Below are 21,907 nucleotides of genomic sequence, written 5' to 3'. Positions count from 1 at the left end.
CGTACACCCCCTGTACACCCCCCGATGCGCCCCCCGTACAGACGGGTCGGCGCGAGAGCCCGGAAATGACGTAGCCCCCGGCGCTGAATCCAAGCCCCTTACATTGTGTTCCTGCTGCTTGGTCTGATTGGTGTGCGATGCGGAAAGGAGGACCGACAAGGTGACCACTATCAAGCTGGCGATTTGCAGCATTTTCGTAGGCTTTGTCGTCCTGGGCGTAAAGGCGCTTGCGTATTGGATGACCGGTTCGGTCGCGCTGTTGTCAGACGCGCTTGAAAGCACGGTCAATGTCGCAACGGCCTTCGCTGCCCTCATTGCCATTCAGGTCGCGGCCAAACCCGCCGATGCCAATCATCCTTACGGGCATAACAAGGCGGAATTCTTCAGTGCGGTCCTTGAAGGTGTGATGATTATCGTCGCCGCGCTGCTGATCTTGCGAGAAGCCTACCACGGCTTCATGGAGCCGATCGGGCTTGATGCGCCGATTGAGGGGCTTCTTGTGAATCTGGGGGCGACCGTCATCAACGGTGTTTGGGCATGGGTTCTGATTTCTCGTGGACGGAAACGACAATCTCCGGCGTTGGTGGCCGATGGAAAACACCTGGTAACGGATGTTCTTACCTCTGTCGGCGTGGCTGTGGGCGTTCTTCTTGCGGTTGCAACGGGGTGGTGGATCCTTGATCCGGCGCTGGCCGTCCTGGTGGCCGTCAACATCCTTTGGTCGGGCTCGAAGATCATCAAGGAATCCTTGAGCGGCCTGATGGATGAAGCCGTGTCAGAGAAAACGCTGAACAGCATCAGAGAGATCATCGCGGCGGAGGCGGATGGGGCGATGGAGGCTCACGACCTTCGCACACGCCATGCAGGGTCCGTGATCTTCATAGATTTCCACCTCATCGTGCCCGGAGAGACGACCGTGTTCCGCGCACATGAAATCTGTGATCGGATCGAGAATGGCTTGAGGGATGCGTTGGCGGATGCGCGGATTACAATTCATGTCGAACCGGAGCACAAATCGAAGCAATCCGGGATCATCGTCCTTGAGTGAGGGATGGTCCTGGCCGCGATGCCAAATATAGTCTGCCGGGCCAAGCAGACCTTGGTGAATGAGCGTCGAAAGACCGCTCTGCAGCGCCAACCGGATGTGCCAAACCAAGACGCCCCCGCAGAAAACCTGCGGGGGCGTTTTGCAAAAGCGGTCCAACACATCCGGCAAAGGGCTGGCGCGACAACCTTTCGCGCACCCCGCCTGGCGCGGGCGGTCAGTCCTTGATCGAATCCCAGAAGCTCTTGACCTTGTCGAAGAAGCTGCTGGCATTGGGGTTGTTCGAGCCCGAGGACGCCTCGTCGAACTCGCGCATCAGCTCCTTCTGGCGCGAGGTCAGCTTGACCGGGGTTTCGACCGCCAGCTCGATATACATGTCGCCCTGACCGGGGCCGCGCAGCGCGGGCATCCCCTTGGAGCGCAGGCGCATCTGGCGGCCCGATTGCGAGCCTTCGGGCACCTTCACCCGGCTGCGGCCGCCGTCGATCGTGGGCACCTCGATCTCGCCGCCCAGGGCGGCCTTGACCATCGAGACCGGCACCCGGCAGAACAGGTCCAGCCCGTCGCGCTTGAAGATGTCGTGTTCGGCCACGTCGATGAAGATGTAGAGGTCGCCCGGCGGGCCGCCGCGCAGACCGGCCTCACCCTCGCCCGAGAGGCGGATACGGGTGCCGGTCTCGACGCCTGCGGGGATATTGACCGAGAGCGCCTTTTCCTTCTGCACCCGGCCCGCGCCGCCGCAGGCCTTGCACGGGTTCTTGACGATCTGACCGGCACCCGAACAGGTCGGGCAGGTGCGTTCGACGGTGAAGAAGCCCTGCTGCGCGCGGACCTTGCCCATGCCGGAGCAGGTCGGGCAGCTTTGCGGTTCCGCGCCGCCCTCGGCGCCGGATCCGTTACATTCCTCGCAGGTGGCCGAAGCCGGGACGGTGATGGATTTGTGCAGGCCCGTATAGGCATCTTCCAGCGAGATGCGCAGGTTGTAGCGCAGGTCCGAGCCGCGCGCGGCGCGTCGGCCTCCGCCGGGGCCGCGTTGACCGCCCATGAAATCGCCGAACAGATCCTCGAACACGTCCGAGAAGGCGCTGGCGAAATCGCCCTGGCCACCGGGGCCGCCGCCCGCACGCGGGCCGCCGCCCATGCCGCCGTCAAAGGCGGCGTGGCCGTAGCGGTCATAGGCCGCCTTCTTGTTGGCGTCCTTCAGAACCTCGTAGGCTTCGTTGGCTTCCTTGAACTGCGCCTCGGCCTCCGGGTTGTCGGAATTGCGGTCGGGATGCAGTTCCTTGGCCTTCTTGCGATAGCCTTTCTTGATCTCCTCGGCGGACGCGCCTTTCGAGACCCCGAGCACATCGTAGAAATCGCGTTTTGCCATGTTAATTCAGTTCCCCTCTGAAACGCATCGACCGGCCAGGGGATCCCGGGCCGGTCTCAACGTGGGTCAGGTCACGCGCTTACGACCGGCGGTCGTCGTCGCCCAGATCCTCGAAATCCGCATCGACGATGTCGTCATCGACACTGGACGGCCCGTCGGAGCCTTCCGGCGCCTCTTCGCCCTCGGCCTCGGCCTGCGCCTTGTAGATCGCTTCACCCAGTTTCATGGCCGCTTCGGTCACGTTCTGGATGCCGCCCTTGATCTTGCCGGCGTCCTCGGATTCCATGTTCTCCTCGAGCGCCTTGATCGCCAGTTCGATGGCTTCCACCGTGGTCGGATCGACCTTGTCGGAATGTTCCTCCAGCGATTTCTGGGTCGAGTGGATCAGGCTCTCGGCCTGGTTCCGGGCTTCGACCAGCTCACGGCGGCCCTTGTCGGCCTCGGCGTTTTCCTCGGCGTCGCGCACCATTTGCTCGATGTCTTCATCGCTGAGACCGCCCGAGGCCTGGATCGTGATGTTCTGTTCCTTGCCGGTGCCCTTGTCCTTGGCACTGACCGACACGATGCCGTTGGCGTCGATGTCGAAGGTCACCTCGATCTGCGGCAGGCCGCGCGGGGCGGGGGGGATATCCTCAAGGTTGAACTGGCCGAGCATCTTGTTGTCGGCGGCCATCTCACGCTCACCCTGGAAGACCCGGATCGTCACCGCGTTCTGGTTGTCTTCGGCGGTCGAGAAGATCTGGCTCTTCTTGGTCGGGATGGTGGTGTTGCGGTCGATGAGGCGAGTGAAGACACCGCCGAGCGTCTCGATACCCAGAGACAGCGGCGTCACGTCCAGAAGGACCACGTCCTTGACGTCGCCTTGCAGAACACCGGCCTGGATCGCCGCGCCAAGCGCCACGACCTCATCGGGGTTCACGCCCTTGTTGGGTTCCTTGCCGAAGAAGCTGGTCACCTCCTCGATCACCTTGGGCATCCGGGTCATGCCGCCGACCAGCACGACCTCATCAATGTCGGACTTGGACAGGCCCGCATCCTTGAGCGCCGCCTGGCAGGGTTTCATCGACTTCTTGATCAGGTCGGAAACCAGGCTTTCCAGCTTGGCACGGGTCAGTTTCTGCACCATGTGCAGCGGCTGGCCGCCCTTGGGGTCCATCGAGATGAACGGCTGGTTGATCTCGGTCTGCGTGGCCGAGGACAGTTCGATCTTGGCTTTCTCAGCGGCCTCTTTCAGGCGCTGCAGGGCCATCTTGTCCTTGGTCAGGTCGACGCCGTTTTCCTTTTTGAACTCATCGGCCAGGTAGTTGACGATGCGCATGTCAAAGTCTTCGCCACCCAGGAAGGTGTCGCCATTGGTCGATTTCACTTCGAAAAGGCCATCGTCGATTTCGAGGATGGTCACGTCGAAGGTGCCGCCGCCGAGGTCATAGACGGCGATGGTCTTGGTCTCTTTCTTGTCGAGGCCATAGGCGAGGGCTGCCGCGGTCGGCTCGTTGATGATGCGCAGGACTTCCAGGCCCGCGATCTTGCCGGCATCCTTGGTGGCCTGACGCTGGGCGTCGTTGAAATAGGCGGGCACGGTGATGACGGCCTGGGTGACTTCCTCACCCAGATAGCTTTCGGCGGTTTCCTTCATCTTGCCCAAGATCAGGGCCGAGACCTGGCTGGGCGAATATTTCTCGCCGCGCACTTCGACCCAGGCGTCGCCATTGCCGCCATCGACGATGGCGTAGGGCACCAGTTTGCGGTCCTTCTCGACCGCGGCATCGGACATGCGGCGCCCGATGAGGCGCTTGACGGCGAAGATGGTGTTGTCGGGGTTGGTGACCGCCTGCCGTTTTGCGGACTGGCCGACCAGACGCTCATCATCGGTGTAGCCGACGATCGAGGGCGTGGTGCGGGCGCCTTCGGCATTTTCGATCACACGCGGGCGTGCGCCGTCCATGATGGCGACGCAAGAGTTGGTTGTTCCGAGGTCGATACCAATGACTTTGGCCATGTTTTCAGATCCCTTCTTCAAGGCGATGTTGCAGAGGGCAGGTCCGGTTGCGGCCCCCGGCCCCCTTTTAGGTAAAGGCCGGGGCTGCCCCGACCGCGCTTCGCAGGGTATATAAGTGGGGGCCTGCGCCGCTGCAACAGGGGGATGGGCGGAAGGTTTACGATTCTGCAACAGGGGGCGGAGAAACCACGATGCAGGTGCTGAATACGCGGGGGTTCCTGATTTACAAGGAATTTCTTGGGGCGGAAGCGCAAGGCGCGTTGCTGGAGGATATCCGGGGCGTGGTCCGGGCCGCGCCGCTGATGGTGCCGGTGACGCCGCGCGGGCGGGAAATGTCGGTGCGCATGACCTCGGCCGGACGGGTCGGATGGGTCACGGACCGGCGCGGCTATCGCTATGAGGATCGGCACCCAACGGGCGTCGACTGGCCCGCGATCCCGGAGCGTGTGCTGGAGATATGGCGCGCCCTATCGGGTGTGGAGCGGCTGCCGGATAGCTGCCTGATCAACTTCTACGGCGACGGCGCGCGGATGGGGATGCACCAGGACAAGGACGAGGGGGATTTCTCAATGCCCGTGGTCTCGGTCTCGCTTGGGGACGCGGCGCTGTTCCGCATGGGCAGTGACGCGCGCGGCGGCAAGACCGAGTCTCTCTGGCTCAGCTCGGGCGATGTCGTGGTGATGGGCGGTGCGGCGCGGCTCCACCATCACGGTGTGGACCGGATCAGGTTCGGATCCTCGCCGCTCCTGCCCAAGGGCGGGCGGATCAATCTGACGCTGCGGGTGGTGGACTGTTGATACGCGATGTCCGAGAAGCTCAAAACCGGTTCCCGCTTTTGAGCGACATGCCTTAACGCGCCAGCGAACAACATCCGTCCAGAAGCACGGTCTGGCCGCCGCTGCGGCGCAGGAATTGGGCGACGATGCCGTAATCCCGGTCGCTCATCCCGTCCGAGCAGATGCCCCGGCGGATGAAGGCGGTCATCGTCGCGGTGCCGCTGTCCAGGTCCAGCGCGAACATCGACGGGCCCCGGCCCGAGGCGCTGCCGGACCACCGTTCGGCATGGGGCTGGTTCTGAACCTCGAAATCGCTCCAGCTGCCGCCGCCGACCTGGCGGTCATAGCTCCAGAATGGCTCGGTCCCCGAGCAATAGAGCGGCGCGGGCAGGCCCTGGTCCCAGGACGGGCCGGTGCGGGTCAGGTAGCGCATCGAGGACCAGCCCGACATCTCGCCCATCGAGACACGGCCCCAACGGCGATCCTCGGTGGTGCCGATAACCTCGACCCCGGTGGCATTGCGCGCGAGCGTGCCGATGATCTGGTGGTTGACGCCCGGCCCGGCGCGCACGTTCAGGATGTCGCCGGGGGGTACGTCGGTGACGTTGAAAAGGGCGGGGTAGTCCTGCACCTGGGCCGAGGCCATGGTGCCAAAGATCACGAAGAACAGGGAAAGAAGTAGCTTTTTCATCTATGTGCCATCCAACTAGCCGAGGCGCGCTTGCGCGTGTAAAAATCGCCCATCAGGCCCAATAATAGAAAGGCCAGGGTAAAATAGATCGGGTACTGCCAATTCGTATAATGCGGGAAATAGTTGTTGAAAGCAAATCCGCGCGACTGGTCGATCAGGTGAAACAGCGGGTTCCAGTCGAACCAGGGGATCATGAAACCCGGCAGGCTGTTGGCCACGAACATCTTGCCCGAGGCGATCATGTTGGCGCGGGTATAGAGCGTCTGGATCAGCGAGATGGCATCCGGAATCCAGGGTTTCAGCGACAGAAGCACCAGACCGATGGCACAGCCCGAGGCCCATCCCAGAAGATACATCATGCCGACCCCGGCCCAATCGTGAATCTCGATCGGGTTGAGGATCGTGTGAATGCCGAACATGATCACGATAAGCGACAGCGTCTGGATATAGAGCGCCGCGAGGGCCGAGGACGCGATTGCCACCAGCGTGTTCATGGGCGCGTGCTGCATCATCGCCGATGTCGGCCCCTCGGCCCCCAGGACGGCCCCGAGTGCCTTGATATGCGTCAGGTAGAGGAAGATCCCCGTCAGCAGGTAGATCATGAAATCGCCGCGGATCATCATGCCGCGTGTGCCCAGGACGGTGAACATGAAATAGAAGGCGAACACGAAAAGCAGCGCCTGCATGATGCTCATGAACAGGGCCATCAGCGCGTTGCCATGCGTTTCACGCACCTTGCGGACGGTGGAATGGTAGGTCAGTTCGCACAGGTTCAGGATGATCCCGAAGGTCGTGCGCCGTGTGTCTTGACGAAATTGCATCTTTAACCTGCTTGCCTGACCGATCTTCGCGGCCCCTGTCTTTGTCGCAGGGAATTCTTGCTCAATCGTTGGTAGGAGACGATAAACGCAAAACCCGGATTTTTCAATCGACGCTATGGAAAGGCACTTGATGGATTTCGACAAGATGGAAACCGTGTTCCGCACCCTCGCATTGCAGGCGGGCGCGCGGATCATGGAGATTTACGACGCCGACGATTTCGAGGTGAAGGCGAAGTCCGATGACAGCCCGGTGACCGAGGCCGACGAGGCCGCCGATGCGCTGATCTCCGCCGGGTTGCGGGCGGCGTTTCCGGAGGTGACGCTGGTGACCGAGGAACAGGCGGCGAGCCACTCCGAGACGGCGGCCAGTTTCCTCATCGTCGATCCGCTGGACGGCACCAAGGAGTTCATCAAGCGGCGCGGCGATTTCACGGTGAACATCGCCTATGTGGTCGACGGCGTTCCGGTGCGTGGCGTGGTCTATGCGCCAGCAAAAGCGCGGCTTTTCTACACCGATGCCGAGGGGCGCTCGGTCGAGGAGGCGGGGCCGTTCAGCGAGGGGGAAAAAGGCTCTGTCAAAGGGATGTCAGTGTCTGACCCGGACAATTCCGCCCTGCTGGTGGTGGCGTCGAAATCGCACCGGGACGCGGCGACCGATGCCTATATCGGGAAATATGAGACAGCCGACATGAAAAGCGCGGGATCGTCCCTGAAGTTCTGCCTGGTCGCGACCGGCGAGGCCGACATCTACCCGAGGCTCGGCCGCACGATGGAATGGGACACGGCGGCAGGCGATGCGGTCTTGCGCGGCGCGGGCGGGCAGATGGTCCGGTTCGAGGATCACGCGCCCTTTACCTATGGCAAGCCGGGCTATGAGAACCCGTTCTTCATCGCCTATGCGCCCGGCGTCGATCTGAAAGGCGCGTGACATGACGACCGTCTGCATCATCCCCGCGCGCTATGCCTCGATGCGCTATCCCGGCAAGCCGCTGGCCGAGTTGCGCGGCGCCACGGGGCAGGCGCGCAGCCTGATCGAGCGCAGCTGGCGCGCGGCGCGAAATGTTGCGGGGATCGACGCGGTCTATGTCGCCACCGATGACGCGCGGATCAGGGCGGCGGCGGAGGGGTTCGGGGCGCGGGTGCTGATGACTTCGGAAGCGTGCCGCAACGGCACCGAACGCTGCGCCGAGGCGCTCGGGCAGCTTTCGGGTGTCGACATGGTGGTGAACCTGCAAGGCGATGCGCCGCTGACGCCCGCCTGGTTCCTGGAAGACCTGATCGCGGGTCTGCGCAAGGCCCCCGATGCGGCGCTGGCCACGCCGGTCCTGCGCTGCGACGGGGAAACCCATGCCGCGCTGGTCGCCGACCGTCAGGCGGGCCGCGTCGGGGGCACCACGGCGGTGTTCGATGCCGATCACCACGGGCTCTATTTCTCCAAGGAGGTCATTCCCTATACCGGCCAGACCTACGCCCCCGAGGCCGAAACGCCGGTATTTCACCATGTCGGGGTCTATGCCTACCGGCCCGATGCGCTCCTGGCCTATCCGACCTGGCCCGTGGGCAGGCTGGAGGTGCTGGAGGGGCTGGAGCAATTGCGGTTCCTGGAGGCCGGGCACAAGGTGCTCTGCGTCGAAGTCGAGGCGCGGGGGCGCAAGTTCTGGGAGTTGAACAACCCCGAGGACGTGCCCCGGATCGAGGCAATGCTGGCCGAGATGGGGGAACCTTGAGCGAGAGCCCCACCGTCAGCGTCGTCATCGTCAGCCACGGGCGGCCCGAGTTGCTGCGCCGCGCGGCGATCGGGGTCAGCCAGCTGTTCCATCGCCCGTTCGAACTGGTCGTGGTGGCCGATCAGGCCGGGCTGGTCGCGATCTCGGACCTGCCTTTCGCGCAATGGATCAAGACCGGGCATCAGGCCGAGGCGAATATCTCCGCCGCGCGCAACCAGGCGGCGGGTCTGGCGGCGGGCGAGATCCTGGCCTTCATCGACGATGACGCGGTGCCGGAGCCGACATGGCTGAACCATCTGACCGCGCCTTTCGCCGATCCGGAGGTCATGGCCACGACCGGGACCGTGCTTGGCCGCAACGGAATATCCGTGCAGTGGGGCCAGCGGAGCGTCGATGCCGAGGGCGTGGCGCATCCGCTGAATGGGCCGCTGCCCGTGGGGCAAGCGGTCAAGCTGGAAGGCACCAATATGGCGATCCGGCGGCCTGCGCTGCAAACGCTCGGCGGGTTCGATCCCGGTTTCACGTTTTTCCTGGATGAAACCGATCTGGCCTGGCGGTTGCACAAGGCCGGGATGCGGGCGGGTTTCGCGCCGCTCGCCACGGTCCATCACGGCTATGCCGAAAGCCTTCGCCGCAATGCGGGCCGCATCCCGCGCAGCCTGTTCCAGATCGGGGCGAGCAGCGTGATCTACCTGCGCAAGCACAGCGACCGGATGGACCAGCGGCTGACCGAGATCTTGCAGGAGCAATCGGAACGGGTGCAGCGCTTTGTGCGCAGCGGACAGATCGACGTCGAGGAGATGCGCCGCCTGCTGGACGATCTGCGCGCCGGGATGGAGGCGGGCCGCAGCGCCGAGATGGTCCCGCCGCAGGACTTGGCCCCGCCGCCCGATTTCGTCCCGCTGGTGGGCGGCGAAGCGCCCGAACCCTTGGTGCTATCGGGCCGCTGGTTCCAGCGCCGCAGACTTATGGAAACGGCACGGCAGGCTGCCGCCGAGGGACGCTCCTCCAGTGTCTTTCTGCTGGCCCCGACCGTGCGCGCGCATCGCGTGAGGTTCACGCGCTCGGGGGTCTGGCTGCAATCCGGCGGCCTCTTCGGTCCCTCTCTGCGCGACCAGCCCCGGTTTCGCCCCTGGGGCTTTGCTGCACGTATCGCGGCAGAAGAGGCACGGCTGCACGGAATTCGCTGGCCATGAATGGACATTCGGGGCCATATTCCGGCAAAAGACACAGAAATGGCCATATCTGGCGCAAGAACTGTCAAGGTTTTCGGGCAGCGTCGGAACATGGGGCACGAACCCCAGGCATTGGTCGCGCAGTAAGTTGGGATAGGTAATGAAGAAAGTCACCAAGGCGATTTTTCCAGTGGCAGGTTTGGGAACGCGGTTTCTGCCCGCGACCAAGTCGATCCCCAAGGAAATCATGACCCTGGTCGACCGGCCCCTGATCCAATACGCCATCGACGAGGCGCGCGCGGCGGGCATCAAGGAATTCATCTTTGTCACCGCCCGCGGAAAAAGTGCGCTGGAAGACTATTTCGATGTCGCGCCCGAGCTTGAGCATTCGCTGCGCAAGAAGGGCAAGCTGGACATTCTTGAGACGCTCAAGACCACCAATATGGATTCGGGCGAAATCGCCTATATGCGGCAGAACAAGGCGCTTGGCCTCGGCCACGCGGTCTGGTGCGCGCGCAGGCTTCTGGGCAATGAATCCTTCGCCGTGATCCTGCCCGATGACGTCATCGCCGCCGACAAGCCCTGTCTGCAACAGATGATGGAGGCCCATGCCGAGCTTGGCGGCAACATGGTCGCGGCGATGGAAGTGCCGCCCGAAAAGGCCTCGGCCTATGGGGTGCTGGACGTCAAGGAAGACATGGGGTCCGTCGTGTCGGTCAAGGGCATGGTCGAGAAACCGGCGGTCGAGGACGCGCCGTCGAACCTGGCCGTGATCGGGCGCTACATCCTGACGCCTGACGTCATGCGCAACCTCAACCGCGCCAAGGCGGGCAGCGGCGGCGAGGTGCAACTGACCGACGCCATCGCGCAGGAGATCGGGCGCGCGGACAATGTCTATGGTTTCCGGTTCCGGGGCCAGCGCTACGATTGCGGGTCAAAGGCCGGGTTCCTGCAGGCCACCGTCGCCTTCGGCCTTGCGCGAGAGGATCTGCGCGATGAGTTCTCGCAATTCCTCGACGGTGTCACCTCCATGAAAAACGCAGCCCAGTGACCTGATGGCAGGGGCGGCGCTGTGCCTTGATCTGACGCGGCTTCTGTCCCGCGTCGGGCTTGGGCCGCTGACCGGTGTGGACCGGGTCGAACGGGCCTATGCGGATTGGGTGCTGGCGGTTGACCCCGACCCAAGGTTCCTGGTGCGCACCTCGCGCGGATACCTGATTTGCGGGGCAGACGGCGCGCGGGCCTTCTTGCAGGCGCTGGACGCGGGCGGACCATGGGGAAAGCCCGATTTCCTGTCGCGCCTGACCGGGAAAGCCGCCAATCCACGCCACGCGGGTGAGGCGCTGTTGCGCCGTCACGCGCTGGCCCGGTGCCTGCCGGGGGGGTTGCTGCCGCGCCTGTCGGATCACCTGCGCGAGGATACGGTCTATCTGAATACAGGCCACAGCAACCTGAGCGAGCATACGCTGGCCGCCGTCCAGGCGCTGCCCGATCTGCGTGCGGCGGTCTTCATCCACGATCTCATCCCGCTGGAGCATCCCGAATATTCCAGCCCCGGTTTTCCCGCGCATTTCGCGCAGATGCTGACCCAGGTGATGACGCGCGCCGATCTGATCCTGTGCAATTCGCAAGACACGGCAGAACGGCTGCGCGGCCGGTTCGTGGATGCGCCCCCCGTCTTGCCCGCGCATCTGGGGGTGCCCGCGCCCGCAAGGCCCGAGCCGCTGGCGTTCGACAAAGATGTGCCGCGCTTCGTCGCGCTTGGCACCATCGAGCCGCGCAAGAACCATGCGCTGCTGCTGGATGTCTGGGAGAAGCTGCCCGAGGCGACCCGCCCGCATCTGCATATCGTCGGGCGGCGGGGATGGGCGGATGCGGCGCTGCTTGACCGGCTGGACAGTCATCCGCTGCGCAACATCGCGATATTCGAGCATGAGGGGCTGAGCGACGGGCAGGTCAGGACGCTGCTGACCGGGGCGCATGGGCTGCTTTTTCCGACCCATGCCGAGGGCTTTGGCTTGCCCGCGGTCGAGGCCGCGCAGCTTGGAACCCTGCCGATTTGCGCCGATCTGCCGGTTTTGCGAGAGATTCTGGGCGACTACGCCGTTTACCTGGACCCGCTGAATGCGTATTCTTGGATGGAAACGATAAAGAAACGGTCAGCGGTTAGCCTTGCGGCGGAATCGGTGGCCGAATTTCGCGTGCCGACATGGGCAGAGCATTTCAGGACGGTCGAAGCGGCGCTTTGGCCGGGTAGGCAGTAGGTGAGGCATGAGGGCGGTCCAGCGATACAAGCTGCGCCTTGAGCGAAAGAGGTTCCTTGTCAGGGCCTGGCGGAAAGCGCGTGAGCTGCTGCTTGTCGCCGACCGCACGGATGATATCCGCCCCTCGGACGTGCTGTGCTTTGTCACGCTGCGCAATGAACGCATCCGGCTGCCCTATTTCCTGACCTATTACCGCGACCGGGGCGTGTCGCATTTCATCATCGTCGATAATGACAGCACCGATGGCACCCGCGAATACCTGGCCGCGCAGGGCGATTGTTCGGTCTGGATGAGCCAGGGCAGCTACAAGCGGTCGCGGTTTGGCATGGATTGGCTGAACGCGCTGATGCGGCAATACGCACATGGCCATTGGTGCGTCGTGGTCGATCCGGATGAGTTCCTGATCTACCCGTTTTGCGACACGCGGCCCATTCCGGCGCTGACCGACTGGCTGGACTCCTCCTCGATCAAGTCCTTTGGCGCCATGCTGCTGGACATGTATCCCAAGGGGCCGATCACCGCGCAGCCCTATAATGAGGGGCAGAACCCGTTCGACATCGCCTGTTGGTTCGACAGCGGCAATTACATGATCGAGCGCAACTGGAATTACGGCAACCTGTGGATCCAGGGGGGGCCACGGGCGCGGCTGTTCTTCGACCAGAACCCCGAACGCGCGCCGGCGCTGAACAAGATACCGCTGGTGAAATGGAACAAGGGCTATGCCTTTGCCAGTTCGACCCACATGCTGCTGCCGCGCGGGCTGAACCTGGTTTTCGACGAATGGGGCGGTGAGAAAGCGTCGGGGGTGCTGATGCACGCCAAGTTCCTCGACACCTTCACGACGAAGGCGCGGGAGGAGCTTCAGCGCAAGCAGCACTATGCCAACAGCCATGAATACAAGGCCTATCATTCCGGCCTGAACGAGGATCCGAACCTGTGGTGCAAATGGTCAGAACGCTACATCAACTGGCGCCAGCTTGAGATCCTGGGCCTCATGTCCAAGGGAAACTGGGCATGAGCGTCGGGTTTGTCATGATGTGTCACACCGCGCTGGACCGGGCCGCGCAGGTGGCGCGTCATTGGGCCGAACGGGATTGCCCGGTGGTGATCCATATCGACAAGCGGGTGGCCAAGGCGTCCTTCGACGGGCTGCGCGAGGCCGTGAAAGACCTGCACAACATCCGTTTTTGCGGGCGGCACAAATGCGAATGGGGCACCTGGTCGCTGGTGGCCGCATCGCAATCGGGCTCCGAGATGATGCTGCGGGAATTTCCCGAGGTCCGGCATGTGTTCCTGTCCAGCGGCTCGTGCCTGCCGCTGCGCCCGGTGGAGGAGCTGCGCGCCTACCTCGCCGCGCGCCCGCGCACCGATTTCATCGAAAGTGTCACCACCGAGGATGTGGAATGGACCGTTGACGGGCTGCATTCCGAACGCTTCCAGCTGCGGTTTCCGTTCTCGTGGAAACGGCACCGGTATCTCTTTGACCGCTATGTCGAGTTCCAGCGCAACATCGGCTTCAGGCGCAAGATGCCGGACAAGCTGGTGCCGCATCTGGGTAGCCAATGGTGGTGCCTGACGCGGCAGACCCTGTCGGCGATCCTGCAAGACCCGTCGCGCAAGATCTATGACCGCTATTTCAAACTGGTCTGGATCCCCGACGAAAGCTATTACCAGACGCTGGTGCGCAAATACTCGACCCGGATCGAAAGCCGGTCGCTGACGCTGTCCAAGTTCGATTTCCAGGGCAAGCCGCATGTCTTCTACGACGATCACCTGCATCTGCTGCGCCGGTCCGACTGTTTCGTCGCGCGCAAGATCTGGTCCAAGGCGGATCGTCTCTATGACACGTTCCTGACCGACCAGGATCGCGGCACCGTCATGGCCGAACCTGCGCCGGGCAAGATCGACCGGGTTTTCGCCAAGGCGCTGGAGCGCCGGACCCGGGGCCGCGCCGGCATGTATATGCACAGCCGGTTCCCCAATCCGAATTGGGAAAACGGCAAGACCTGTGCGCCCTATTCGGTGTTCCAGGGCTTCAACGACCTGTTTGAAAACTTCGAGCCCTGGCTGTCGCGCCGCTTGGGCACGCGGGTGCATGGCAACCTCTTCGACCGGACCCGCGCCCGGTTCGCGGGCGATGGTGACGTCTATTCCGGCTGTCTGTCGGCCAGCGCGGCCTTGCGCGACTACAACCCCGAACGATTCCTGACCAGCCTGATCTGGAACACGCGCGGCGAGCGGCAGGTGTTCCAGTTTTCCCCCCGCGACAAGCAGCGCATCGCCTGGTTCATGGCCGAGGATGGCAATGCGCAGATCTCGGTCATCACCGGGGCCTGGGCGGTGCCGCTGTTCAATGCCAACAAGGATTTCCTGACCATCCGCAAGCAGGCCGCGCATCTGCAGAAGCAGGAGGTCGATTTCATAGATATCCTGCGCCGGGTGCAGACCCGCGCCGAGGTGCGGATATGGTCGCTGGCCGAGTTCATCGAGGAACCGATGGAACATCTGCAATCCATCCTCGATTCGATGGGCGGCCCCGCCGTCGGCCGCCTGACCGAGGCGCCGCGCATGGTCGATCTGACCGGGTTCGGGCAATTCCTGCAAAACCTGAAGAACCAGGGCATGAACCCGCATATGATGGGCGATTTCCCCGTCGAACTGGGCGGGGCGCAGCCCAAACAGGACGGCACGCGTCCATATCTGGTGAGGTAGGACATGGACCGCAAATTCGACGCTTTCGTGATCTTCGCGGAAATGCGGACGGGCTCGAACTATCTTGAGGCGACGCTGAATGACCTGCCCGATCTGGATTGCCTGGGCGAGGTCTATAACCCCACCTTCATGGGGCACCATAACAGGTTCGAGATGCACGGCATCGACATGGACCGGCGCGAGAAGAAGCCGCTGGACCTGCTGGAGGCCATCATCGACAACGCCGAGGAAGGGGTGACGCCGGGGTTCCGCTTCTTCCACGATCATGACGCGCGCGTGCTGGACCGGATCCTGCCCGACCCGGCCATCGCCAAGGTAATCCTGACCCGCAACCCGCTGGACAGTTACGTGAGCCGCCGGATTGCCTCGGAGACCGGGCAATGGCGGCTGACCGACATGAAACACGCCCGCAGCGCCAAGATCGAGTTTCGCCAGTGGGAGTTCGAGAACATGCTGACCGACCTGCAGGAGTTTCAGGTCAGGTTGCAGCGCGGGCTTCAGACCACCGGGCAGACCGCGTTCTACATCCGTTACGATGACATCAACGATGTCGAGGTGATCAACGGGCTGGCGCGGTTCCTGGGATCGGAGCATGAGCTGGACGGCACCAATTCCAAGCTCAAGAAGCAGAACCCGAGCGATCTGAGCGAGAAGGTCGAAAATTACGACCATATGGTACGGATGCTGTCCAAGCTGGACCGGTTCGAGCTGGACAAGACCCCGAATTTCGAGCCGCCCCGCCATGCCGGGGTGCCGAATTTCTGCGCGACGCCCGAGGCGGGGTTGCTCTTCATGCCGATCAAGGGCGCGGCGGTGGAGCCGGTCAAGTCATGGATGGCGGCGCTGGACGGGATCGCGACGGGCGACCTGTTGGGCGCGATGAACCAGAAGGATCTGCGCCAATGGATGCGCAAGCATCCGGGCTATCGCAGCTTCACCGTGCTGCGGCACCCGCTGGAGCGCGCCTATCACGTCTTCAACACCTGCATCCTGCCCAATGACCGGCCCGCCTTCAGCAATATCCGCCGGGTGCTGCGCAAGCGCTATGGCCTGCCGATCCCTGAAGAGGGGCTGATCAAGGGCTATTACGCCGACCAGCATCAGGAGGCGTTCATCGCTTTCCTGCATTTTCTCAAGGGCAATCTGGCGGGGCAGACCAGTGTGAAGGTGGAACCCGTCTTCGCCTCGCAAACCGCGATCCTTCAGGGCATGGCGGGCGTGACGCTTCCCGATCACCTGTTCCGCGAGGAAGACCTGATCGAGGGGTTGCCGCGGCTGGCCAGGGGGCAGACCGGCAAGGAGGTGGAGTTTGATATGCCCGTCGATGACGGGCCGTTCCCGCTGTCCGAGATCAACAATTACGAGACCGAGGCGCTGATCGGCGAGATCTATCGCAAGGATTTCGTCAATTTCGGCTTTGCCCCCTGGGAGGGGTGAGTCACGCCGCTTGCGACGTGCGCGCCTCGGTCAGCAGGGCATGGATGGCGTGCGGATCGGTGGTGGCGCGCAGTTTGCGACACAGGGCCGGATCGCGCAGGGTGCGCGAGACCAGCGCCAGCGCCTTGAGGTGTTGCGTCCCGGCCTCTTCCGGTGCGAAGAGGGCGAAGACCAGATCGACGGGCTGCTTATCGACGGATTCGAACTCGACCGGGTGATCAAGCTTCACGAACACACCCTGAACGCCCTCCAGCCCTTCCAGCCGTGCATGCGGCAGGGCGACGCCATGGCCGAAGCCGGTGGGCCCGAGCGTCTCGCGATCCAGAAGGGCGGCGCAGATCTCGGTCGTGCTGTGGCCGGTGACGTCACGCGCCAGGTCCGCCACCGTCTGCATCAGGCGCTTCTTGCTGGTGATGTCCGACACGAGCTTGACAGCCTGCGGGCGCAGTATCGTTGAAAGTTGCATATGGTGTCCCTGTTGGCGGGGCCGGCCCCAATCCGGCCCCGATCTCTGGTTCTATCCGGTCAGCGCGGGTCGATCCAGCCGACATTGCCGTCGTCGCGCCGATAGACCACGTTCACCCCGTCATGACCCTCGCGGCGGAAGACCAGGACCGGCGCGCCGGCGATCTCCATCTGCATCACGGCCTCGCCGACGGAGAGCGAGGGGATCTTGGCCTCCATCTCGGCGACGATGATGGGTTGCAGCGAATCGGGCTCGTCCGCGTCGCTGTCTTCGGTCCCGGCCAGGATGTAGGACGAGGCAATCATGTGTTCAATGGGCTGCGCCCGGTCGCGGTGATGGTCCTTGAGGCGGCGCTTGTAACGGCGGAGCTGCTTTTCCATCTTCTCGCAGCATTGATCGAACGCGGAATAGATCTCGTGGCTCTTGGCCTTGGCCGAGGCGGTCATGCCGGTGGACAGATGCACGATCGCCTCGCAGGCGTATTCGCTGCCGCTGCGCGAGAAAATGATCGACGCATCGGTCGGGCGCTCGGCATATTTGCTGACGGCGGACCCGAGCCCGTCCTTTACATGAGTCTGAAGAGCATCTCCGATGTCGATCTGCTTGCCGCTAATCTGGTAACGCATTCGGCCTCCAATTTATTTGGGCAGTCCCGCGGGGCAATCCCGCGGTCCGCGTGTCAGTGCCTCGATGTCGGGAAGAAACCGGGAATGATCTTGCGCCTTTGGCGGCCCCCGAAAGGTCCGGTCTGAAGTGGCAATGGTCAGACGCGATTTTGAACATCACCTCCATTTGGCGACGAAACGGGGGGGACTGTCAATGCGGTCGAATGCCTGACGCCGCGAAACGATGTGTTCAGGTGATGCGGAAGGATTGGCCCAGGTAGACGCGGCGCACGTTCTCGTCCTGCACCACCTCTTCGGCGGTGCCGCTCATCAAGACGGTGCCGTCATGCAGGATATAGGCGCGGTCCACGATCTCCAGCGTCTCGCGCACGTTGTGATCGGTGATCAGCACGCCAAGCCCGCGCTTCTTGAGGTCCGAGACCAGGCCCCGAATTTCCGCCACCGCGATGGGATCGACGCCCGCGAAGGGTTCATCCAGCAGCAGGTAGCGTGGGTTCGAGGCCAGACAGCGGGCGATCTCGGCGCGGCGGCGTTCCCCGCCCGAAAGCGACAGGGCAGGGGCCGCGCGCAGATGGCTGATCGAGAAATCGGACAGGAGTTCCTCAAGCCGTTCATGGCGCTGGTGGCGGTGTTTCTCGGTGATCTCCAGGATGGCCATGATATTGGCCTCGACCGTCAGCCCGCGAAAGATCGACATTTCCTGCGGCAGGTAGCCGATTCCGGCCTTGGCGCGGCGATACATCGGAAAGCGGGTGACGTCCTGACCGTCCAGCATCACGGTGCCGCCCTCGGGCGTGACCAGACCGGCGATGGAATAGAAACAGGTGGTCTTGCCCGAGCCGTTGGGCCCGAGAAGCGCCACCACCTCGCCCCGGTTCAGCGACAGGGTGACATCGCGGATCACCGGGCGGCGGCGATAGCTCTTGCGCAGGTTGGTGACATGCAGCCCTTGCTGCCCGTCGGCCATGACAAGATCGGGTTTGCCCTCCATGGCCTCATTCCGCCGGTTGCAGGACCGTGCGCACACGCCCCTCGACCGTGCCGTTGCCGGTGGTGAGGTCAATAGACAGGCGATCGCCGGCAATGGCGGTGCGGCCTTGCGTGACCAGGACATCCCCGATCAGGACCATCGCGCCCGAGCCCACGGAATATTCCGCCCGGTCGCCTTCGGCCGCGTCGTCGCCACGGGTCAGGAGGACGCCGCCGGTGGCCACGACCTCGTTGACCTGCTGCGCGCCGCCTTGTTCCGCGTAGAACACAGAAACCTCGCCTGCGGCCATGCGCAGATCTCCCTGGATGACGATGACATTGCCCGAGAAAATCGCGTTGCCCGTCGCCTGATCGACGCTGAGACTGTCCGACGTCACCTCGACCGGCTGGCTGGCATCATGCGCCACGCCGCCAAAGCCGATTGCCGTCTGGGCAAGGGCGGGCAGGGAAAACACCAGGATCGAAACGAGAGCGGCGACAATGATCCGCATGGAAACTCCATCAATTTTGAGGATCATATAGCATCCGAACCCCGCCGTTGAAAACGACAAGATTGTTGCCTTCCGTTCCCGTCACCCGCATCGAGCCCGCCTCCAGCGTCAGATCGGGTCCGGTGACCGAAACGGCACCGGGCGATTCGGCCATGAACTCGGTCAGGTTGAATTGCAGCATCTCGGTCGAGAGCCGATAGCCGGTCGAAGTGGTCAGCCCCACCGACCGGCTGAGATCGGCCATCTGCGCGGCCAGATCGAAGAGGCCGGTTTCCGCCACGATGAGCAAGATCGCCTCGGCCGAGATGTCCACCCGCGCCTCGATATCGGTGGCGGCGATATGGTCGGGCTGGTCGGCCACCGGCGTGGCGCGGTCGGCGGTGAAGATCACCTCGCGCCCGTCGCTCAGCGTGCCGGCGAACCGGGGCCGGCCCAGGCTCTGCTCGCGCGCCAGCTCCTCGACATCGACATTGGCGAAGGGAATGGCGCGGTTGGGGTCGGGCGTGCGCGAGAACAGGAACAGCGTCGACAGAAGCGCCAGCGCCAGCAGCGGCAGGATGACCTTCACCCAGGCGACAAATCTCGAATAGGCGTTGGACGCGGCCATCGGTCTAATGCGCGAAGATGTCGATCTCGGGCCACCCGGCCAGATCGAGCCTGGCGCGCGTGGGCAGGAAATCGAAACAGGCCTGCGCCATGTCGCTGCGGCCCTCGCGCTCCAGCATCTCCTGGAAGATCTCGCGCAGGCGGTGCAGGTAGAGCACGTCGGAGGCGGCATAGGTTTTCTGCGCCTCGCTCAGCGTCTCCGCGCCCCAGTCCGAGCTTTGCTGCTGCTTGGAAATGTCGATGTTCAGCATCTCCTGGCAGAGGTTCTTCAACCCGTGCCGGTCGGTATAGGTGCGCACCAGTTTCGACGCGATCTTGGTGCAGAAGACGGGCGCGGTGAGGGCCCCGAAGGCGTGATACATCACGGCAATGTCGAAGCGCCCGAAATGGAACAGCTTCAGCGTGTCGGGATCTTCCAGAAGGCGGGCAAGGTTGGGGGCCTCGGTCTGTCCCTTCGCCACCTGGATCAGATGCGCATTTCCGTCGCCATCCGACATCTGCACCAGGCACAGCCGGTCACGATGCGGGTTGAGGCCCATGGTCTCGCAATCAATCGCGACGATGGGGCCAAGCGTCAGGCCATCGGGCAGGTCGTTCTGGTAAAGATGGATGGTCACGTCGGGGTCTTCCTTCCTAGCGGCTGCCGGAGGAAGAGTGGTGCCCAGGAGAGGACTCGAACCTCCACATCCTTGCGAATACTAGCACCTGAAGCTAGCGCGTCTACCAATTCCGCCACCTGGGCAGGTGTCGTGAGGCCGCGATGTAGCCCCGCGCGCGATCCGTGTCAACGGGGCTTTCGTGAAAAATGCCGCGCCGGGGGCGAGACGAATTGCGCCTTGTCCGGCAGGCTCCGCGCGCGTATCACCATGGCCAGACAAGACCGGAGGATGAAGGCATGGCAAAACTGGTGACGATCTTTGGCGGATCGGGCTTTTTGGGCCGCTATATCGCCCGGCGGATGGCCAACCAGGGCTGGCGCGTGCGCGTCGCCGTACGCCGTCCGAACGAGGCGATCTTCGTGCGCACCTATGGCACGGTCGGCCAGGTTGTGCCGGTGCTGGCCAATATCCGTGACGATGCCTCGGTCGCCGCCGCGATCGGCGGGGCGGATGCGGTGATCAACTGTGTCGGCACCTTCGACATGAGCGGCCGCAACAATTTCGACGCCGTGCAGGTCGAGGGCGCGGGCCGCGTCGCGCGCCTGACGGCGGAGGCCGGGATCGACCGGCTGGTGCATATTTCCGCCATTGGCGCGGATGCGGAGTCCGACAGCGCCTATGCCCGCAGCAAGGCCGAGGGCGAGGCCGCGATCCTCGATCATATGCCGGGCGCGGTGATCCTGCGCCCCTCGGTCATGTTCGGGACCGAGGATGCGTTCTTCAACCGCTTCGCCCGGATGACCAAGTTCGGCCCGGTCCTGCCGCTGGTCGGCGGTCAGACGAGGTTCCAGCCGGTCTATGTCGATGACGTGGCCCATGCGGCCCAGATGGGTGTGACGGGCAAGGCCGCCCCCGGCATCTATGAGCTTGGCGGGCCGGATGTCGGCACGCTGCGCAGCTTCATCGAATTGATGCTGCGCCTGATCCGCCGCCGCCGCCTGGTGATGAACATGCCGTTCTGGATGGGCTCGGTCATGGCCTGGGGTCTGAATGCCGCGCAGGTCATGACCGGTGGCCTCTTCCACAACTCGATCCTGACCCGCGACCAGGTGCGCCAGTTGCGCCAGGACAACGTGGTGTCCGAGGACGCGAAGGGGTTTGACGATCTGGGGCTTCAGCCCACGGATATGGAGGCGGTGCTGGATGATTACCTCTGGGTCTACCGCCCCGGCGGGCAGTATGCCGACATTCAGGCCAGCGCGCGCAACATGCGCAACACTCAGGTATAGGCGATCCCCAGCAGGACCAGCCCGAGGATCACCCGGTAGATTACATAAGGCGTGAAGCTGACGCTTTCCAGCAGCCGCATCATGACGCTCAGCGCGGCCAATGCGGCGGCGAAGGAAAAGATCGCGGCAATGGCCATGTCGCGGGCCAGCCCTGCATTTGCATCGCCGATCACCTCAGCCCCGAGCAGCACGCCCGAGGCGATGATCGTCGGAATCGACATCAGCATCGACAACCGCGCCGCGTCGCTGCGGGTGTAGCCAAGCATCCGCGCCCCGGTGATGGTGATGCCGGACCGCGACGTGCCGGGGATCAGCGCCACCGCCTGCCACAGACCCATGATCAGAGCATGGCGGAGCGTCCAGTGCCGCGCCGCCAACCTCTCCTGCCCGCGCTGGTCGGCCCAGTAGAGCACCAGACCGAAGATCAGCATGGTCCAGCCGATCACGGCGATCGAGCGCAGGGCATCGCTATAGCCCGTCAGGTTCAGCGCGAGGCCGAAAAGGATGACGGGGATGGTGCCGATGACCAGCCCAAGCGCCAGCCGCGCCTCGCGGCTGTCGGTGTCGCGCGCGGCAAGCCTGCGAAACCCGGTCAGCGCCATCCGCACATCCGAGCGGAAATACAGCACCACCGCGCCGAGCGTGCCGATATGCACGGCCACGTCGATCACCTGGCCCTGATCCTCCATTCCGGTCAGCTGGGGCAGCAGAATCAGGTGGCCCGACGAGGAAATCGGCAGGAATTCGGTGATCCCCTGGATGATCGCGACAAGAAGAAGGTGAAACAGGCTCATGTCGGGCTATCCTGGTTGGACAGATTC

The 21,907-nt window shown here is 63.6% G+C and carries 22 protein-coding genes and 1 tRNA gene; 11 read left to right on the top strand and 12 right to left on the bottom strand.

The genetic code is table 11. The features are described 5' to 3' along the window. The first annotated feature begins 160 nt into the window (after positions 1-160). Complete coding sequence (locus HNS34_RS04125) at positions 161-1,048, top strand: cation diffusion facilitator family transporter (RefSeq protein ID WP_172318312.1); 888 nt, start codon at positions 161-163, stop codon at positions 1,046-1,048. A gap of 214 nt (positions 1,049-1,262) precedes the next feature. On the opposite strand, the gene dnaJ is transcribed toward HNS34_RS04125, so the two are convergent. Next, a complete protein-coding gene (gene dnaJ, locus HNS34_RS04120) occupies positions 1,263-2,417 on the bottom strand; it encodes a molecular chaperone DnaJ (RefSeq protein ID WP_172318310.1) in 1,155 nt (384 codons plus the stop codon). Between the two features lie 79 nt (positions 2,418-2,496). Next, complete coding sequence (dnaK, locus tag HNS34_RS04115) at positions 2,497-4,416, bottom strand: molecular chaperone DnaK (RefSeq protein WP_172318308.1); 1,920 nt, start codon at positions 4,414-4,416, stop codon at positions 2,497-2,499. Positions 4,417-4,607: 191 nt separating this feature from the next. Here dnaK and HNS34_RS04110 point away from each other — a divergent pair, with 191 nt between their 5' ends. Continuing rightward, on the top strand, positions 4,608-5,213 hold the full coding sequence (locus tag HNS34_RS04110) for an alpha-ketoglutarate-dependent dioxygenase AlkB family protein (RefSeq protein ID WP_172318306.1): 606 nt from the start codon (positions 4,608-4,610) through the stop codon (positions 5,211-5,213). 52 nt (positions 5,214-5,265) lie between these two features. Here the strand turns inward: HNS34_RS04110 and HNS34_RS04105 are convergent, their stop codons facing one another. Beyond that, on the bottom strand, positions 5,266-5,883 hold the full coding sequence (locus tag HNS34_RS04105) for an SH3 domain-containing protein (RefSeq protein WP_172318304.1): 618 nt from the start codon (positions 5,881-5,883) through the stop codon (positions 5,266-5,268). Beyond that, positions 5,880-6,704 carry an ABC transporter permease gene (locus tag HNS34_RS04100; protein ID WP_172318302.1) on the bottom strand — a complete coding sequence of 275 codons (825 nt, stop codon included), beginning with the start codon at positions 6,702-6,704 and terminating at the stop codon, positions 5,880-5,882. Before HNS34_RS04100 ends, HNS34_RS04105 begins: the two co-directional genes overlap by 4 nt. 130 nt (positions 6,705-6,834) lie before the next feature. Between HNS34_RS04100 and cysQ the strand changes: the two genes are divergently transcribed. From cysQ to HNS34_RS04060, 8 genes are all read left to right on the top strand, one after another. Continuing rightward, on the top strand, positions 6,835-7,632 hold the full coding sequence (gene cysQ / locus HNS34_RS04095; protein WP_172318300.1) for a 3'(2'),5'-bisphosphate nucleotidase CysQ: 798 nt from the start codon (positions 6,835-6,837) through the stop codon (positions 7,630-7,632). Position 7,633: 1 nt separating this feature from the next. Then, positions 7,634-8,431, top strand: coding sequence for a 3-deoxy-manno-octulosonate cytidylyltransferase (locus HNS34_RS04090; protein ID WP_172318298.1), 798 nt, complete (start codon positions 7,634-7,636; stop codon positions 8,429-8,431). Continuing rightward, on the top strand, positions 8,428-9,627 hold the full coding sequence (locus tag HNS34_RS04085; RefSeq protein WP_172318296.1) for a glycosyltransferase family 2 protein: 1,200 nt from the start codon (positions 8,428-8,430) through the stop codon (positions 9,625-9,627). The genes HNS34_RS04090 and HNS34_RS04085 overlap by 4 nt, the downstream gene beginning before the upstream one ends. A 139-nt stretch (positions 9,628-9,766) precedes the next feature. Further along, positions 9,767-10,657: a UTP--glucose-1-phosphate uridylyltransferase GalU gene (galU, locus tag HNS34_RS04080; RefSeq protein WP_172318294.1), complete on the top strand. Its 891-nt coding sequence runs from the start codon at positions 9,767-9,769 to the stop codon at positions 10,655-10,657. Positions 10,658-10,661: 4 nt separating this feature from the next. Further along, positions 10,662-11,870 (top strand): glycosyltransferase family 4 protein, encoded by a 1,209-nt coding sequence (locus tag HNS34_RS04075; protein ID WP_172318292.1) that lies wholly within the window; start codon positions 10,662-10,664, stop codon positions 11,868-11,870. A 7-nt stretch (positions 11,871-11,877) separates the two neighbouring features. Beyond that, on the top strand, positions 11,878-12,888 hold the full coding sequence (locus HNS34_RS04070; RefSeq protein WP_172318290.1) for a glycosyltransferase family 2 protein: 1,011 nt from the start codon (positions 11,878-11,880) through the stop codon (positions 12,886-12,888). After that, the gene (locus HNS34_RS04065; RefSeq protein ID WP_172318288.1) at positions 12,885-14,582 is read left to right on the top strand and encodes a DUF5927 domain-containing protein; all 1,698 of its coding nucleotides are present in this window, start codon (positions 12,885-12,887) and stop codon (positions 14,580-14,582) included. Before HNS34_RS04070 ends, HNS34_RS04065 begins: the two co-directional genes overlap by 4 nt. Before the next feature lie 3 nt (positions 14,583-14,585). Continuing rightward, the gene (locus tag HNS34_RS04060; RefSeq protein ID WP_172318286.1) at positions 14,586-16,019 is read left to right on the top strand and encodes a nodulation protein NodH; all 1,434 of its coding nucleotides are present in this window, start codon (positions 14,586-14,588) and stop codon (positions 16,017-16,019) included. Position 16,020: 1 nt separating this feature from the next. Here the strand turns inward: HNS34_RS04060 and HNS34_RS04055 are convergent, their stop codons facing one another. The 7 genes from HNS34_RS04055 to HNS34_RS04025 form a co-directional block, all read right to left on the bottom strand. Continuing rightward, positions 16,021-16,485, bottom strand: coding sequence for a PTS sugar transporter subunit IIA (locus HNS34_RS04055; RefSeq protein WP_172318284.1), 465 nt, complete (start codon positions 16,483-16,485; stop codon positions 16,021-16,023). Positions 16,486-16,544: 59 nt separating this feature from the next. Further along, on the bottom strand, positions 16,545-17,111 hold the full coding sequence (gene hpf, locus HNS34_RS04050) for a ribosome hibernation-promoting factor, HPF/YfiA family (protein ID WP_172318282.1): 567 nt from the start codon (positions 17,109-17,111) through the stop codon (positions 16,545-16,547). Between the two features lie 229 nt (positions 17,112-17,340). After that, complete coding sequence (gene lptB / locus HNS34_RS04045) at positions 17,341-18,102, bottom strand: LPS export ABC transporter ATP-binding protein (RefSeq protein ID WP_172318280.1); 762 nt, start codon at positions 18,100-18,102, stop codon at positions 17,341-17,343. A 4-nt stretch (positions 18,103-18,106) separates the two neighbouring features. Then, positions 18,107-18,592, bottom strand: coding sequence for a lipopolysaccharide transport periplasmic protein LptA (lptA, locus tag HNS34_RS04040; RefSeq protein ID WP_172318278.1), 486 nt, complete (start codon positions 18,590-18,592; stop codon positions 18,107-18,109). A gap of 10 nt (positions 18,593-18,602) precedes the next feature. Continuing rightward, positions 18,603-19,199, bottom strand: coding sequence for an LPS export ABC transporter periplasmic protein LptC (gene lptC / locus HNS34_RS04035; protein WP_172318276.1), 597 nt, complete (start codon positions 19,197-19,199; stop codon positions 18,603-18,605). Positions 19,200-19,203: 4 nt separating this feature from the next. Next, positions 19,204-19,815, bottom strand: a complete 612-nt coding sequence (locus tag HNS34_RS04030; RefSeq protein WP_172318274.1) for a ribonuclease D — start codon at positions 19,813-19,815, stop codon at positions 19,204-19,206. Between the two features lie 38 nt (positions 19,816-19,853). Then, positions 19,854-19,940: transfer RNA gene (locus tag HNS34_RS04025), tRNA-Leu, on the bottom strand. Between the two features lie 153 nt (positions 19,941-20,093). Between HNS34_RS04025 and HNS34_RS04020 the strand changes: the two genes are divergently transcribed. Beyond that, entirely contained in the window at positions 20,094-21,086 is a 993-nt protein-coding gene (locus tag HNS34_RS04020) for a complex I NDUFA9 subunit family protein (protein WP_172318272.1), read from the top strand. On the opposite strand, the gene HNS34_RS04015 is transcribed toward HNS34_RS04020, so the two are convergent. Next, positions 21,077-21,880 carry an undecaprenyl-diphosphate phosphatase gene (locus HNS34_RS04015; protein ID WP_172318270.1) on the bottom strand — a complete coding sequence of 268 codons (804 nt, stop codon included), beginning with the start codon at positions 21,878-21,880 and terminating at the stop codon, positions 21,077-21,079. The genes HNS34_RS04020 and HNS34_RS04015 overlap by 10 nt on opposite strands. Between the last annotated feature and the right edge of the window lie 27 nt (positions 21,881-21,907).

The sequence above is a fragment of the Alterinioella nitratireducens genome, from assembly GCF_013155465.1.
GTDB classification, from domain to species: Bacteria; Pseudomonadota; Alphaproteobacteria; order Rhodobacterales; family Rhodobacteraceae; genus Alterinioella; species Alterinioella nitratireducens.
This window is presented reverse-complemented; position numbering and strand designations above follow the sequence as displayed.

What these genes read in the sequence shown, in the direction of transcription:
- dnaJ (WP_172318310.1), bottom strand. Translation starts at nt 2,417, where the DNA reads ATGGCAAAACGCGATTTCTACGATGTGCTCGGGGTCTCGAAAGGCGCG.
- dnaK (WP_172318308.1), bottom strand. Translation starts at nt 4,416, where the DNA reads ATGGCCAAAGTCATTGGTATCGACCTCGGAACAACCAACTCTTGCGTC.
- HNS34_RS04110 (WP_172318306.1), top strand. Translation starts at nt 4,608, where the DNA reads ATGCAGGTGCTGAATACGCGGGGGTTCCTGATTTACAAGGAATTTCTT.
- HNS34_RS04105 (WP_172318304.1), bottom strand. Translation starts at nt 5,883, where the DNA reads ATGAAAAAGCTACTTCTTTCCCTGTTCTTCGTGATCTTTGGCACCATG.
- HNS34_RS04100 (WP_172318302.1), bottom strand. Translation starts at nt 6,704, where the DNA reads ATGCAATTTCGTCAAGACACACGGCGCACGACCTTCGGGATCATCCTG.
- cysQ (WP_172318300.1), top strand. Translation starts at nt 6,835, where the DNA reads ATGGATTTCGACAAGATGGAAACCGTGTTCCGCACCCTCGCATTGCAG.
- HNS34_RS04090 (WP_172318298.1), top strand. Translation starts at nt 7,634, where the DNA reads ATGACGACCGTCTGCATCATCCCCGCGCGCTATGCCTCGATGCGCTAT.
- galU (WP_172318294.1), top strand. Translation starts at nt 9,767, where the DNA reads ATGAAGAAAGTCACCAAGGCGATTTTTCCAGTGGCAGGTTTGGGAACG.
- HNS34_RS04075 (WP_172318292.1), top strand. Translation starts at nt 10,662, where the DNA reads ATGGCAGGGGCGGCGCTGTGCCTTGATCTGACGCGGCTTCTGTCCCGC.
- HNS34_RS04070 (WP_172318290.1), top strand. Translation starts at nt 11,878, where the DNA reads ATGAGGGCGGTCCAGCGATACAAGCTGCGCCTTGAGCGAAAGAGGTTC.
- HNS34_RS04065 (WP_172318288.1), top strand. Translation starts at nt 12,885, where the DNA reads ATGAGCGTCGGGTTTGTCATGATGTGTCACACCGCGCTGGACCGGGCC.
- HNS34_RS04060 (WP_172318286.1), top strand. Translation starts at nt 14,586, where the DNA reads ATGGACCGCAAATTCGACGCTTTCGTGATCTTCGCGGAAATGCGGACG.
- HNS34_RS04055 (WP_172318284.1), bottom strand. Translation starts at nt 16,485, where the DNA reads ATGCAACTTTCAACGATACTGCGCCCGCAGGCTGTCAAGCTCGTGTCG.
- hpf (WP_172318282.1), bottom strand. Translation starts at nt 17,111, where the DNA reads ATGCGTTACCAGATTAGCGGCAAGCAGATCGACATCGGAGATGCTCTT.
- lptB (WP_172318280.1), bottom strand. Translation starts at nt 18,102, where the DNA reads ATGGAGGGCAAACCCGATCTTGTCATGGCCGACGGGCAGCAAGGGCTG.
- lptA (WP_172318278.1), bottom strand. Translation starts at nt 18,592, where the DNA reads ATGCGGATCATTGTCGCCGCTCTCGTTTCGATCCTGGTGTTTTCCCTG.
- lptC (WP_172318276.1), bottom strand. Translation starts at nt 19,199, where the DNA reads ATGGCCGCGTCCAACGCCTATTCGAGATTTGTCGCCTGGGTGAAGGTC.
- HNS34_RS04020 (WP_172318272.1), top strand. Translation starts at nt 20,094, where the DNA reads ATGGCAAAACTGGTGACGATCTTTGGCGGATCGGGCTTTTTGGGCCGC.
- HNS34_RS04015 (WP_172318270.1), bottom strand. Translation starts at nt 21,880, where the DNA reads ATGAGCCTGTTTCACCTTCTTCTTGTCGCGATCATCCAGGGGATCACC.